This is a genomic window from Bradyrhizobium sp. USDA 3397, assembly GCF_054060965.1.
Map to the genome: position 1 here is coordinate 5,326,448 of NZ_JBSSDS010000001.1, position 13,882 is coordinate 5,340,329.

The following is a 13,882-nucleotide window of genomic DNA, read 5'->3' on the forward strand; positions in this document are numbered from 1 at the left end:
GCTAAACCGGCTTTCCCAAATTAGTTATATCCTATAATGATTGGCGAAAGCGTTGACCGGCCGGACCATGATGGCCGGGGAGGAGTTCGCCAATGACATTCATCTATCCCACCGGCAGCAACGCGGCGCATCCGCTGCCGCTGTCGCCCGACTACAAGAGCTCGATCAAGCGCGCGCCGCACAAGCCCTTGATCCCGATGCCCCATACGCTGTCGGAGCTGACCGGGCCGGTCTACGGCCACGAGACCGTGCGCGCGGGCGACAACGACCTCACCCGCCAGCACGTGGGCGAGCCGCTCGGCGAGCGCATCATCGTGCATGGCCATGTGCGCGACGAGGACGGCCGCGGCGTGCCGAACTCGCTCGTCGAGATCTGGCAGGCTAATTCCTGCGGCCGTTATGTCCACGTCCGTGATCAGCATCCGGCGCCGCTCGATCCGAATTTCACCGGCGCGGGCCGCACCGTGAGCGATGCGTCCGGCTATTATCGCTTCGTCACCATCAAGCCCGGCGCCTATCCCTGGGGCAATCACCACAACGCCTGGCGGCCTGCGCACATCCATCTGTCGGTGTTCGGCCATTCCTTCGTCACGCGCCTCGTGACGCAGATGTATTTCCCGAACGATCCCTTGTTCCCGTTCGACCCGATCTTCAACTCGGTGCCGGACGAGAAGGCGCGGGCGCGGATGGTCTCGTCGTTCGACTTGGAGAATACCCAGCCCGAATGGGCGCTGTGCTACCGCTTCGACATCGTGCTGCGCGGCAAGGACGCCACCCCCATGGAGAACCATTAAGTGCAAGAGTCCGCGAAGCCCGACGGGATCACCCCATCGCAGACGGTCGGTCCCTTCTTCAAATACGGCCTGACGCCGACCGGCGAGTACGCCTGGAACGACGCGTTCACAAACTCGACGCTGACGCCCGATGTCACCGGCGATCGCATCCGCATCGAGGGCCGGGTGTTCGATGGCGACGGTGTGGCCGTCCCCGATTGCATGCTGGAGATCTGGCAGGCGGATGCGCAGGGCCGATTCGCCGATCCCCAGGACAAGCGCGCGCTGCCGAATGCGAGCTTCCGCGGCTTTGCCCGCTGTGGCACCGACAAGGACGGCAACTATTCTTTCGAGACCATCAGGCCGGGCGTTGTGCCGGATCCCGAGGGCAAGCCGCAGGCGCCGCACATCCTGCTTGCGGTGTTTGGCCGCGGCATGCTCAGGCATCTCTACACCCGCATCTATTTCAACGACGAGGCCGGCAACGCCGCCGATCCCGTGCTGGCGCTGGTGCCTGCCGATCGCCGCGCCACGATCACTGCGGTCCGCGAGGCCGGCAAGCCGGTCTACCGGCTCGACCTGCACCTGCAGGGCGACAACGAGACGGTGTTCTTCGACGTATGAGGGCAGGGCGTGCCGGGGAGGCCTGCTCCTCGGCACACATATCTCATTCGGCGCATCGGAGCCGGTGCTGCGTTGCCGCATCAGACTCGAACGTTGATTTTGCGCGGTTGTGCGTCAGCCTCGCTGACTCAATACCGATGCCTTGATGTCCATTTCCCCGTATTCATGCGGGGTTCGTGAAATACAATTCCGGCGCGAATCAATCCCGTATTTACCGTAGTCGTCTAGGATGGCCGCAGTTTCGACGCCGACCTGGATTGTTTCATGAAATTTCGTCTGTCCTTGTCCTCTGCGATCGTCGCGTTTGGCGTCGTTCTCGCCATTGGTTTCGCCGCCGTTGTTTCGACCAGCCTGTACGCCCTAAAAGAGCTCAAGGTCGGCGGTCCGCTCTATTCCGACATCAAGCTCGGCAACGACCTCATCGCCGACATCCTACCGCCGCCCGAATACATCATCGAAGCCTATCTCGAGGCGACGCTGGCCATGCGCGAGCCGGACCAGCTGGCGGCCCACGGCGAACGTCTGGTGCAGCTCCGCAAGGACTACGACGAGCGCAAGGCGTTCTGGGTCTCCTCCAGCCTTTCGGCCGACCTCAAGACCGCGCTGGTGTCGAAATCCGATGCGGAGGTGCAGAAATTCTGGAAGGCGTCGGATCAGCTTCTGCCCGCCCTCAAGGCCAAGGACGCGGCGGCCTCCGAGCGCGTCTATGCGCAGCTCAAGGAGGCCTATACCGCGCATCGCGCCGTCATCGACAGCATCGTCGAGAGTGCCAACAAGCGGAATGCCGCCATGGAGAAGCTGGCCGCGGACCGCGACAGCGCGATGCTCTATATCCTCCTCGGCGTCTCCATCGCCGTTCTCGCCTTCGTCACCGCCGGCCTGCTGGGTGTGGCCCTCGGCGTGGTGCGCCCGATCGTGCGCATGACGGACACGATGCAGAAGCTCGCGACCGGCGATCTCGCCGCCGACATTCCGTTCGCCCAGCGCCAGGACGAGGTCGGCTCGATGGCGGGCGCGCTTGTGGTGTTCAAGCAGGCGGCGGTCGAGAACTCCCGTCTGCGCGAGGAGCAGTTGCGGCAGGAGCAGGCGGCGGCGCTCGCCAAGCGCTCCGCCCTGCATCAGATGGCCGAAACGGTCGAACGCGAGACCGGCCGCTCGGTCGATACCGCGACTGCGGCGACGCAGGGCGTGGAGCAAGCCGCTTCCGGCCTCTCTGAGATCGCAAAGTCGCTCTCTGCGCAGTCGCAGGCGGTGGCGGCGGCCTCGACGCAGGCGCTCGGCAGTTCGCAGGCCGTCTCGGCTGCGGCCGAAGAACTGAGCGCCTCGATCCGCGAGATCACGAGCCAGGTCGCGCGGACCAGCACCGTCACCAAATCGGCGGTCGCCGGCCGCGAGCAGGCGCGTTCGACCATTCAGGCGCTGGCCGGATCGGTGAAGAAGATCGCGGAGGTCTCCGACCTCATCGGCGGCATCGCAGGCCAGACCAACCTGCTGGCGCTCAACGCGACGATCGAGGCGGCGCGCGCCGGCGAGGCCGGCCGCGGCTTTGCGGTTGTTGCCGCCGAAGTGAAATCCCTGTCCGACCAGACCGCCAAATCCACCGAGGAGATCGGGCGGCTGATTGCCGAGATCCAGGCCTCGACGCAGGCCGCGGTCGACGCCGTCGAGGCCATGGGAGGCCACATCATCGAGATCGACGGCGTGGCGACTTCGGTCGCTGCCGCGATGGAACAGCAGGATGCCGCGACCCGGGAGATCACGCGGTCGATTTCCGAATCGGCCTCCGCCGCACAGGAGGTCTCGGCCAAGATCGGCGACGTCAGCCGCGATGCCGCCTCCGTCAACCAGCGCGCCGCGGATGTGAGGCAGGCGATCGCCGGGATGACGGCCAATCTCGATCAACTGCGTGCGATCGTCGTGCGGACGGTGCGCGACTCGACCGAAGCAGCCTGAGCCGGCGGCAGCCGCTGGTGCCCGGGCATGTGATCGTGCAGTATGACGGGGGACAGGGGCATCGTGGTTCATGACATCTCCACAATTGCCGGCGGTAGTTGAGCCCGCCCGACTGACGGCCGCGCTGCGCCGGGGCGGCGCGCTGGATGCAGGCGCCGTCCGCGAGGTAAAGGTGCTGCATCAACGCGACACCGTGGTGTCGCATATCGTCAGGCTTGGGGTGCGCTATGTCGGCGAATCCGCCGGTGCTCCGCAGTCGCTGATCCTCAAGACGCCCAATGCCGCTTTCGCCAAGCGCCTCGCCAATGGCGGCCGGCGCGAGGTGGGCTATTACACGCAGCTGGTGCCGCAGATGCCGCCGGGACTCGTCCCGCGCTGCTTTGACGGGCATTTCGACGAGGACAGCTTCGCCTGGCATCTGCTGCTGGAAGATCTCACCGACAGCCACGAGATCGCGACCACCTGGCCGGTGCCGCCGTCGCGCGAGCAGACGTTCGCCATCGTCACGACGCTGGCGCGCTGGCATGCAGCCTGGTGGGACCATCCGAGCCTCGGCGACACCGTCGGCACCTGGGCGAGCGTGGAGGACCGCGCGCAACGCATGGAGACGTTCGCGGGGCTTTACGATCGCTTTGCCGATCTTCTCGGCGATCGCCTCAGCGAAGAGCGGCGGATCCTCTACCGTCGGCTGATCGACCAGTCGGAGCGGCTGTCCCAGCGTTACCATGCACGCCGCCACCTCAGCATCACGCATGGCGACGCCCATGTCTGGAATTTCCTGCTGCCGCGCACGGGCGTCGATGACACCGTGCGCATCTTTGATTTCGACCTTTGGAGCATCGACATTCCGACCCACGACCTCGCCTACATGATGGCGATGCATTGGTATCCGGAACGCCGGCAGGCGCTCGAACGGCTGCTGCTCAATCTCTACCACGACACGCTGGTCGAGAGCGGCATCAGCGGCTACACCCGCGGCGCGCTCGATCGCGACTACCGCTGGGCGGTGCTCTGGCAGATCACGCGGCCGGTCTGGCAGTGGAGCATCAACATCCCGCCGCTGATCTGGTGGAACAATCTGGAACGGGCGTTTGCGGCCGTGGACGATTTGGGCTGCGAGGAGCTGTTGTAGCGCTGATCGTGTGGCAAGTCGTCATTGCGAGGAGCGCTTGCGACGAAGCAATCCAGGGTGTTTTCGCGGATACAATCTGGATTGCTTCGCTGCGCTCGCAATGACGGTGTGAAGCGCCAAAGTCCGATAACTACTCCATCACCGCATGCTCCGGCCCCGCCGCCTGCTTGCGCAGCGTGGCCTTGGTCGAGCCGATCAGCAGAGCGAGCGGGATGGTGCAGAGGATGAAGAGCATCACCAGCTGGTAGTCGTGCGCGAAAGCGATGATCTGCGCCTGCACGCTGACCATCCGGTCGGCCATGGCGCGGCCGGCGTCGGTGGACAAATTGATCAGGCCGCTGACACCAGGCATCTGCAGCGCGTGGTTGAACGGATTGACGTGCTCGGAGAGGATCGCATAGGTCCGCCGCGTGCCCTGCGACAGCTCGGCGATGACGACGGAAATGCCGACCGAGCTCGCGACGTTGCGCACCAGGGTCAGCATCGCGGTGCCGTCGGTGCGCAGCTCGTTCGACAGCGTCAGGAACGCCACGGTCGAGAGCGGCACGAAGACGAGGCCGAAGCCAAAGCCCTGGATGACGCTGACGGTGACGATCTCCGGCACCTGGGTCAGATCGGTCCAGCCGGTCATCTGGAACAGCGAGCCCGCCGTCAGCGTCAGGCCGCAGATGATCAGCGTGCGCGCCTCGATATGACGCATCATGCGGCCGACCAGCATCATGGCGAAGAAGGTGCCGATGCCGCGGGTCGCCAGCAGCAGGCCGGCGGTGATGATGGGATAGCCGATCACGTTCTGCATGTAGGGCGAGGCGAGCGCCATGGTCGAGAACAGCACGAGCCCCATCACGATCATGAACAGGCAGCCGGTGACGAAGTTGCGGTCGCGGAACAGGGCGAAGCGGATGAAGGGGGTCGAGGTCGTGAAGGAATGCGCGAGGAAGAAGTACAACGCGACGGCCGAGACGATGAACTCGGCGAGGATCTCGTTCGATTCCAGCCAGCCCAATTGCTCGCCGCGGTCGAGCGCGAGCTGCAGCGCGCCGATCGCAACCGCCAGCGCGGCGAAACCGAACCAGTCGAATCTGAGGCTGAGGTTCTTCTCGGTCTCGTCCATGAAGACGATCAGCCCGAGCACGGTGATGGCGCCGAACGGCAGATTGACGAAGAAGACCCAGTGCCAGGAATAGGTCTCGGTGAGCCAAGCCCCGAGTGAGGGGCCCATGATCGGGCCCATCATCACGCCCATGCCCCAGATCGACATCGCCTTGGCGCGTTCCTGGAGCGTGTAATAGTCGAGCATGACCGATTGTGACAGCGGCACCAGCGCCGCGCCGAACATGCCCTGCAGCAGGCGGAACAGCACCATCTGGTTGATGTCCTGCGCGAGGCCGCACAGCACCGACGCCATGGTGAAGCCGGCCGAGCAGATGATGAAGATGCGCTTGCGGCCGAAGCGGTTGGCGATCCAGCCGACCGGCGCCGTCATGATCGCGGCGGCGACGATGTAGGAGGTCAGCACCCAGTTGATCTGGTCCTGCGAGGCCGACAGCGTGCCCTGCATGTAGGGCAGCGCGACGTTGGCGATGGTGGTGTCCAGCGCCTGCATGATGGTCGCGGTCATGGCGCAGATCGTCACCATGTTCCGGCGCAGGCCGGGGACCATCAGGCTGGCATTGGGGCCGGACATCGCGCCAGTCCTTGCTTATTCTTGATCCTGGCCCGCGGTCGCGGACAGGCCGAGCAGGCCGGCGAGCGTTCGCTTGTGTCCGGTGTCGATGGTGGCGTAGACGCTCATGCCGGCTTTCAGCTTCCGCACATATTTGTCGTTCTCGTCGAAATAGATGCGGATCGGGACGCGCTGCACCACCTTGACGAAATTGCCCATGGCGTTCTGCGGCGGCAGGATCGCGAATTGCGCGCCGGTGCCGGGCGAGAGCGAGCCGATCTTGCCCTTGAAGACATGGTTGGGGAACGCGTCAACCTCGAGCGTGACCGCCTGGCCTTCGGTGACATAGGTGAGGTCGCTCTCCTTCGGATTGGCATCGACCCAGGGATGGGCGACGTCGATGATGGAGAACACCGGCGTGCCGGCGGGGACATAGCGGCCGAGCTGAATCTGCTCGACCTGGGTCGCTACACCATCCATCGGCGCGCGCAAGACGGTATGGTCGAGGTTGCGCTGCGCGTCATCCAGCTTGGCTTTCGCCTGAGCGTAGGGCGGGAATTGCTCGAGCGGCAGATCAGGGTTGCCGAGCAACTGGGTCTTTGCGTTGGAGAGCTGCTGCTTGATGTACTGCGCCTGCGCCCCGGCGGTGACTAGTGCATTGGAGGCGTTGTCGAGATCGAGCTGGGAGCCGAAATTGTTCTTCACCAGCGCCTGCTTGCGCTCGACGTCGCGCTGCTTCAGATCGATGCCCTGCTGGGCGAGGCCCAGCATGTCGCCATAGATCTTGATGTTGGCGACGAGGTTGTCATAGGTCGTGCGCGCCTGCGCGAGCTGCGCCTTGGCCTCCTCGACCGCGAGGCGGAACGGAACAGGGTCGATCTCGAACAGTTCGTCGCCCCGCTTGACTGACTGGCCTTCCTTCACGATCACTTTCAGGATCTTGCCGGAGATGTCGGGCGTCACCAACACCTTCTGTGCGCCGACATAGGCATCGTCGGTGCCGACATAGCGGCCTCCATGCAGGTAGAAGGTGACGCCTCCGATGGCGACAATGACCGGCAGCACGACCAGGAGCAGGAATCGGCGATAGCGGCGCAGGCCCGCCAGCAGGCGGCGGCGCGGTTCGGTGCCGGCCTTCTTGGTCGGCTTGCCGCTGTCGCTCTTCGGCTCGGGCTGGAACTTGATGACCTGATCAGCCATGGCGCTGCTCCTTGCGTGCTTGCTCCGTGCCGGATGTCTGGATCGCGGTTCGCACGTTTTCCTTGATGGTTTCGAGTTGGGTGAGGAGGCGGTGCGCATCCGCCGGATTGATGCCGTCGAGCGCGTTCGCCGTCAGCTCCGACTTCAGGCCACTCATGCGGCCGAGCAATTGCCGTCCGGCCTTCTTGAGATACAGGCGCTTGACCCGGCGGTCCGAAGCGTCGCTGCGGCGCTCGATCCAGTCGTTGTCGCAGAGCTTGTCGATCAGCCGCGTCAGCGTGATCGGCTGCATCTCCAGCAGCTCGGCGAGCTCGGACTGCTTCATCCCCTCGCTGCGCTCCACCTTGGCCAGCACTGCCCATTGTGCCCGGGTGATGCCGAAGCGCGAGGCCTCCTTGTCGGCATAGACGCGCAAGAGGCGATAGAGCTCACCGAGCGTGAACAGGAAATTCTGGTCGACCGACCCGCGCGTCATGAGCGTCGTCTCCAATAAGCTTTGCATATAATAAGCAAGCTTATGATTATTTCACGGACCGGTGGCGCGGTGCTGTCCCGCGGGAGGAGCATGGCTGGCAGCCGGGCGGCTCGTCGTGCTTTGGGTTCCCCGGCCGAAATGCTAGAAGACGGCGACATGAGCCTCGCAAAGCCGGCATTCCCCGCGCCCGACCATGATCACGGCCGCTGCACCGCGGACGCGCTTGCGCATGCCGAGGTGGTCTGCCAGCAGCGCGCGCAGAAATTCACGCCGATCCGCCGCCAGGTGCTGGGTGCTTTGCTCTCCAGCCACCGCCCGCTCGGCGCCTACGAAATCATCGACGAGCTTGCCAAATCGATGGCGCGGCCGGCACCGATCACGATCTATCGTGCGCTCGATTTCCTGATGGCCAACGGCCTCGTGCATCGCATCGAAAGCCGCAACGCCTATCTCGCTTGCGCAGCCCACGACCACGATTCGACCTCGGCGGTGGCGTTCCTGATCTGCGAGCGCTGCGGTCTGGTCGGCGAGATTCCCTCGGCGTCCTTCGCCAAGGACCTCAACGCCGCCGCGCGCAGCTCAGGCTTCGCGCCAAAGCTGTCTGTGGTGGAGATCACGGGCGTCTGCACGCATTGTCAGAAAATGTCTTGAAGCAATAACGGCGCAAAGCCGGATTCTTGGAAAGAAATGTCCGCACCTCAAGCCATACCGTCCGCCGGTCGTCCCCTCAGTGCCGGCGCCATCGCCCTGATGCTCATGCTGTGCCTGACCTGGGGGTTCAACCAGATCGCGGTGAAGCTGGTGCTGCCGGACATCCCGCCGATGCTTCAGGCCACCATCCGCTCGATGGGCGCGCTGCCGGTGCTGTTCATCATCGGCACCTTTCGTGGCGTCAAGTTCTTCGAGCGTGACGGCACCTGGAAGCCGGGCCTGTTCGCCGGGCTGATGTTCGGCATCGAATTCGTGTTGATCTTCCAGGGGCTGCACTTCACGTCTGCTTCCCGTGCGGTGGTGTTCCTCTACACCGCGCCGTTCTTCGTGGCGCTCGGCTCCTATCAGGTGCTCGGCGAACGACTTGGCGCCTCGCAATGGCTGGGCCTCGCCATCAGCTTTGCCGGTGTCGCGCTTGCGATCGGCGTGCCGCAGCCCAATGTCGATTCGCATGTCCTGCTCGGCGATCTCATGATTGTCGGCGGCGCCGCGCTGTGGGCCGCGACGACGCTGGTCGCCAAGAGCACCCGTCTGCGCTTCGCCGCCCCCGAGAAGGCGCTGGGCTACCAGGTCGCGACCTCGATCCCCATCCTCGGGACCGCGGCCTGGCTGTTCGGCGAATCCATCACCCACACGCCGAGCCCGCTATCGCTCGGCCTGATGGCGTTCCAGGCGATCTGGGTGGTGGGAACCACGTTCACGCTTTGGTTCGCGCTGGTGAAGGCCTATTCGGCCAGCAAATTGTCCGCTTTTACCTTCATCACCCCTTTGTTTGGCGTGGTGGGTAGCTATTTCATCATGCACGACACCCTCAGCCTGACATTCGGGGCCGCAGCGGTCCTTGTAATTGCTGGGCTTTTCCTGGTTAACCGTCCCAGCCCATCGGCTGCGGCGCCGCGTGATGCATTGCTGAACGTCACCAAAACCTGATATTTGGACCGCCATGAACAAGCTCGAAAACCCTCTCGATTCAGACATTGCGGGCCCGGCGCCCCGGCACCGGACCACCCAGGTCAAGGTCGGCAACGTCGCTGTGGGCGGCGGTGCGCCGATCGTCGTGCAGTCGATGACCAACACCGACACCGCCGATGTCGAAAGCACCATCGCCCAGGTCGCAGCGCTCGCGCGCGCCGGCTCCGAAATGGTCCGCATCACCGTGGACCGCGAGGAAGCCGCGGCCGCCGTTCCGTACATCCGCGATGGCCTCGCCAAGCGCGGCATCAATACGCCGCTGATCGGCGACTTCCATTATATCGGGCACAAGCTGCTCGCGGCCTATCCGGCCTGCGCGGAAGCATTGGCCAAATACCGCATCAATCCCGGCAATGTCGGCTTCAAGGACAAGCGCGACACCCAGTTCGCCGACATCATCGAGATCGCGAACAAGAACAACAAGCCGGTGCGCATCGGCGCCAATTGGGGCTCGCTCGACCAGGAGCTCTTGACCAAGCTGATGGACGAGAACGCGGCCTCGCCCAACCCGCGCGACGTGCGCGCGGTGACGCGCGAGGCCATGGTGCAGTCGGCGCTGCTCTCGGCCGCGCGCGCCGAAGAGCTCGGCATGCCCAAGGACCGCATCATCCTCTCCGCGAAAGTCTCTGCGGTGCAGGATCTGATCGCGGTCTACCAGGATCTTGCGGCGCGTTCGGACTACGCCATCCATCTCGGTCTCACCGAAGCCGGCATGGGCTCGAAGGGCATCGTGGCGTCCTCGGCCGCGCTCGGCATCCTCCTGCAGCAGGGCATCGGCGACACCATCCGCATCTCGCTGACGCCCGAGCCCGGCGGCGACCGCACCCGCGAGGTGCAGGTCGGCCAGGAGCTCTTGCAGACCATGGGCTTCCGCACCTTCGTGCCGCTGGTTGCGGCCTGCCCCGGCTGCGGCCGCACCACCTCGACCACGTTCCAAGAACTGGCCCGCTCGATCCAGGATTTCATCCGCGACGAGATGCCGACCTGGAAGACCAAATACCCCGGTGTCGAGGAGCTCAACGTCGCGGTGATGGGCTGCATCGTCAACGGCCCCGGCGAGTCCAAGCACGCCAATATCGGCATCTCGCTGCCCGGCACCGGCGAAGCGCCGGCCGCGCCCGTCTTCGTCGACGGCAAGAAGTTCCGCACGCTGCGCGGCCCGACCATCTCCGCCGACTTCAAGGCGCTGGTGATCGACTACATCGACCAGCGCTACGGCCAAGGCGCCAAGGTGCCGGCGCCTGCGGCGGAGTAAGCATCTCTTCAACATCGGAATCGTAGGACGGGTTAGCGCAGCATAACCCGCCTTATTTTTTGCGGACGCGAAGTGGCGGGTTACGCTTCGCTAACCCGCCCTACATTGCTACGATGGCTCCCAATCAAGAACGATCGGGAGACACGCCATGAGCTCACTCGCCGGCAAGCAGGGCCCGCGCTATCGCCACACCGCTGAAGGCGGCGCGCCCTACGAGACCATCGCCGTCGAGAAGCTCACGCCCATCATCGGCGCGGAAATCAGTGGCGTCGATATCGGCAAGCTCGTCGATGGCGATGCCCGCTCCAACCGGCAGATGGACGAGATCCACCGTGCGCTGGCCGAGAACCTCGTCATCTTCTTCCGCGACCAGCACATCACGCCGCAGCAGCATCTCGCCTTCGGCCGCAAGTTCGGCGAGTTGCATTTTCATCCCGCAGCCCCCCACGAGGACGAAGACCCCGCCTTGATGAAGATCTATGCGGACAAGAACTCGCCGCGCGCCAATGGCGAGGGCTGGCACTCCGACGTGTCCTGCGATCTCGAGCCGCCAATGGGCTCGATCCTCTACATCAAGCAATGCCCGCCGCGCGGCGGGGACACGCTGTTCGCCAACATGTATGCGGCCTATGAGGCGCTCTCGGAGCGCATGAAGGCCTATCTCGACGGCTTGACGGCGCTGCACGACGGCGAGCCGATCTATCGCGGGCTCTATGCCAATTATGGCGTTGCCGATCGTCCCTCCTATCCCCATGCCGAGCATCCCGTCGTGCGCACGCATCCGGTCACGGCTAAGAAGGCGCTCTACGTCAACCGCGGCTTCACCCGCCACATCAACGGCATCCCGCGCGACGAGAGCGATGCGATGCTCGCCTATCTCTACCAGCACGCCGAAAACCCGCTGTTCCAGTGCCGCTTCCGCTGGACCGAGAACGCGATCGCGTTCTGGGACAACCGCTGCACCCAGCACCGCGCGATGTGGGACTACTGGCCGCATACGCGTTCCGGCACGCGCGTGACGGTGAAGGGGGAGCGGCCGGTGTAATGGGCCGGGCTCGGGAGACCAATATCAATCAGTCGGCTTCGCGCAAAAGGAAAGCCCCGGACGCGAGACCGGGGCTTCGTTTGTCGAAGAACGGCCAAAGTCAGTACTTGGCGGCGATCGGACCACCGAAGCGGTAATTGATGCGGGCGGTGACGATGTCGACATCCTGGCGGATCGTATCACCGCGCGTGACCCCCGGAACGATCGACGAGCTAAAGGTGATGTCGCGATGGCCCATGAACAGGTGATCGTATTCGAGCGCCAGCGACCAGTTCGGCGCGAAACCGTATTCGATGCCGGTACCCACGACGCCGCCCCAGCGGGTCTCGGTGGCGCGATCAAACACCTCGCCGGTGCTGGTGGTCACGCCCTCGTACTTGTCGCGGGTGACCGCGGCGCCGCCCTTCACGTACCAGAGAACGTTGTTCCAGCTGTAGCCGACCTGGCCGGTGAATAGGCCGAGCGCATCAACCTTGGAGCGGTTGGTGAAATTGCCGTAGAACAAGCTGGAATTGGAGCCGGTGAAGTCGGCCCAGTTGCCCTGCGCCTCAACACCGAACACCCAATTGGTGGCCTGCCAGCGATAGCCGATCTGACCACCGACGGTGGCGCCACTCGCATCGTGACAGCCTTCCCGGAAGGGCGGCGCAACGGTGAAGCCGGCATCGTTGTAGATGTTCCAGCACTTGTCGGCCCAGCCGCCACCGCCGTTGATGCCGACGTAGAAGCCGCTCCAGTCGTAGATGGGAGCGATTGCGGGTGCCTTGGTGTAGGGGCGGGCTGCAAGGTCAGCGGCCGAAGCAGTGCCTGTGAACAGCACCATCAGAGAGGCGGTTGCGAATGCGAGTTTCTTCATTTGACCCCGTAGACATTCAATGGACGATTCGAATTCAACCCGCCCTAAATACCGCCTAATTGCGCATTCGTCCGTCGCTCCGCCGCAACAGTCGCCGACAATCTCCACGAGCGCGCGAACCGCGCGATTGCCAGTGCCGCATCGCGCGGCGACACAATCGGGATTTTCATTTTTTCTCAAATAGTTGGTTGCTCGCGCGATGGCCGGCCTGATCGCCAAGACAGGGCGTCCTGGGGTCAGACGGCGCGTTGACGCTCGGACCTCCCTGCGTCAAGTTGATCAAGAGCAAAAAGCACCTTCGAAGATCGGGGCGTGCTTCGTGCCGGGGGACTTCAACTTCCTCACCGAAAGCCGTGCCGGAACCGGCATGCGTGAGCAGCAGCGGAGTAGCGCTTGAGGCACCTACGGAGCGTCATCGTCGCGCTGGTCGCCTCGATCGTTATGTCATCGCTTGCATTCGTCGAGGCCGGCGAGGCTGCTATCGCGCGAAAGAGTGCGAAACTTGGGCCGAAACCCTCACCTTCGTTCAGGTGTGAGACGCCCAAATTCCGGATCGTCGTCGATGTCGGCCACACCCCGGACTCCTACGGTGCGCTCAGCGCCCGCAACGATCCGGAGTTCGGCTACAACTTCCGCCTCGCACGGCTCATCACGGCCAAGCTCAAATCCGAAGGCTTTGCCGCAACCCGCCTCCTCGTCACCGATGGCAAGGCACGGCCGAGCCTGTTCAAGCGCGTCGGTGCTGCGAATGAAGGCCGCGCCGATCTGTTTCTGTCGGTCCATCATGATTCGGTGCCGGACAAGCTGCTCGAGACCTGGGAATTCGACGGCGCAAAGAGCTATTTCAGCGATCGCTTTTCGGGCCATTCGCTATTCGTATCGCGGCAGAATCCGCACTTCGCCACCAGCCTGATGCTGGCCCGGATGATCGGCCGGCAATTGAAGCAGCAGGGCCTGCACTATGCGAGCCAGTACACCCTGCCGGTGATGGGCCGCTACCGCCGCCAGCTGCTCGACAAGGACGTCGGCGTCTACCGCTATGACGGGCTGGTCGTGCTGTCGCGCACGCGCAGCGCCGCCGTGCTGCTCGAGGCCGGCTCGATCATCAATCGCGACGAGGAAATGGAGATGAACTCGCCGGAGCGGCAGGAGACTGTCGCGGGCGCCGTTGCGGCTGCGATGAGGGAGTTTTGCGAGAAGCGGTAAGGAGTCGTCATTGC

At 64.2% G+C, this 13,882-nt stretch carries 13 protein-coding genes; 9 read left to right on the forward strand and 4 right to left on the reverse strand.

The window, feature by feature from the left end:
* Positions 1 to 92 precede the first annotated feature (92 nt).
* The 4 genes from pcaH to ACVWYQ_RS24600 all read left to right on the forward strand — a co-directional run bounded on the left by pcaH (position 93) and on the right by ACVWYQ_RS24600 (position 4,482).
* Complete coding sequence (gene pcaH / locus ACVWYQ_RS24585; RefSeq protein ID WP_404545218.1) at positions 93 to 794, forward strand: protocatechuate 3,4-dioxygenase subunit beta; 702 nt, start codon at positions 93 to 95, stop codon at positions 792 to 794.
* Positions 795 to 1,397 carry a protocatechuate 3,4-dioxygenase subunit alpha gene (pcaG, locus tag ACVWYQ_RS24590; protein ID WP_271541708.1) on the forward strand — a complete coding sequence of 201 codons (603 nt, stop codon included), beginning with the start codon at positions 795 to 797 and terminating at the stop codon, positions 1,395 to 1,397. It abuts the gene before it with no gap.
* A gap of 264 nt (positions 1,398 to 1,661) precedes the next feature.
* Positions 1,662 to 3,350: a methyl-accepting chemotaxis protein gene (locus ACVWYQ_RS24595; RefSeq protein WP_404545220.1), complete on the forward strand. Its 1,689-nt coding sequence runs from the start codon at positions 1,662 to 1,664 to the stop codon at positions 3,348 to 3,350.
* A gap of 70 nt (positions 3,351 to 3,420) precedes the next feature.
* Positions 3,421 to 4,482, forward strand: coding sequence for a phosphotransferase (locus tag ACVWYQ_RS24600; protein ID WP_456726468.1), 1,062 nt, complete (start codon positions 3,421 to 3,423; stop codon positions 4,480 to 4,482).
* Positions 4,483 to 4,612: 130 nt separating this feature from the next.
* Here the strand turns inward: ACVWYQ_RS24600 and ACVWYQ_RS24605 are convergent, their stop codons facing one another.
* From ACVWYQ_RS24605 to ACVWYQ_RS24615, 3 genes are read right to left on the reverse strand one after another with little or no spacing between them, the layout of a single operon-like run.
* The gene (locus tag ACVWYQ_RS24605) at positions 4,613 to 6,169 is read right to left on the reverse strand and encodes an MDR family MFS transporter (protein ID WP_404545223.1); all 1,557 of its coding nucleotides are present in this window, start codon (positions 6,167 to 6,169) and stop codon (positions 4,613 to 4,615) included.
* Between the two features lie 15 nt (positions 6,170 to 6,184).
* Positions 6,185 to 7,348, reverse strand: coding sequence for an HlyD family secretion protein (locus ACVWYQ_RS24610; RefSeq protein WP_404545225.1), 1,164 nt, complete (start codon positions 7,346 to 7,348; stop codon positions 6,185 to 6,187).
* Positions 7,341 to 7,823 carry a MarR family winged helix-turn-helix transcriptional regulator gene (locus ACVWYQ_RS24615; protein WP_157285353.1) on the reverse strand — a complete coding sequence of 161 codons (483 nt, stop codon included), beginning with the start codon at positions 7,821 to 7,823 and terminating at the stop codon, positions 7,341 to 7,343. Before ACVWYQ_RS24615 ends, ACVWYQ_RS24610 begins: the two co-directional genes overlap by 8 nt.
* Before the next feature lie 156 nt (positions 7,824 to 7,979).
* On the opposite strand from ACVWYQ_RS24615, the gene ACVWYQ_RS24620 reads away from it, so the two are divergent.
* The 4 genes from ACVWYQ_RS24620 to ACVWYQ_RS24635 all read left to right on the forward strand — a co-directional run bounded on the left by ACVWYQ_RS24620 (position 7,980) and on the right by ACVWYQ_RS24635 (position 11,806).
* Positions 7,980 to 8,474: a Fur family transcriptional regulator gene (locus ACVWYQ_RS24620; RefSeq protein WP_404545227.1), complete on the forward strand. Its 495-nt coding sequence runs from the start codon at positions 7,980 to 7,982 to the stop codon at positions 8,472 to 8,474.
* A gap of 36 nt (positions 8,475 to 8,510) precedes the next feature.
* Positions 8,511 to 9,464: a DMT family transporter gene (locus ACVWYQ_RS24625; RefSeq protein WP_271541718.1), complete on the forward strand. Its 954-nt coding sequence runs from the start codon at positions 8,511 to 8,513 to the stop codon at positions 9,462 to 9,464.
* 13 nt (positions 9,465 to 9,477) lie between these two features.
* On the forward strand, positions 9,478 to 10,761 hold the full coding sequence (ispG, locus tag ACVWYQ_RS24630; protein ID WP_271541720.1) for a flavodoxin-dependent (E)-4-hydroxy-3-methylbut-2-enyl-diphosphate synthase: 1,284 nt from the start codon (positions 9,478 to 9,480) through the stop codon (positions 10,759 to 10,761).
* Positions 10,762 to 10,909: 148 nt separating this feature from the next.
* Positions 10,910 to 11,806: a TauD/TfdA dioxygenase family protein gene (locus ACVWYQ_RS24635; RefSeq protein ID WP_271541722.1), complete on the forward strand. Its 897-nt coding sequence runs from the start codon at positions 10,910 to 10,912 to the stop codon at positions 11,804 to 11,806.
* A 100-nt stretch (positions 11,807 to 11,906) separates the two neighbouring features.
* Here ACVWYQ_RS24635 and ACVWYQ_RS24640 read toward each other — a convergent pair whose 3' ends face one another.
* Positions 11,907 to 12,662, reverse strand: a complete 756-nt coding sequence (locus tag ACVWYQ_RS24640) for an outer membrane protein (protein WP_271541724.1) — start codon at positions 12,660 to 12,662, stop codon at positions 11,907 to 11,909.
* Between the two features lie 441 nt (positions 12,663 to 13,103).
* On the opposite strand from ACVWYQ_RS24640, the gene ACVWYQ_RS24645 reads away from it, so the two are divergent.
* Positions 13,104 to 13,868 carry an N-acetylmuramoyl-L-alanine amidase gene (locus ACVWYQ_RS24645; RefSeq protein ID WP_404546409.1) on the forward strand — a complete coding sequence of 255 codons (765 nt, stop codon included), beginning with the start codon at positions 13,104 to 13,106 and terminating at the stop codon, positions 13,866 to 13,868.
* Positions 13,869 to 13,882 lie beyond the last annotated feature (14 nt).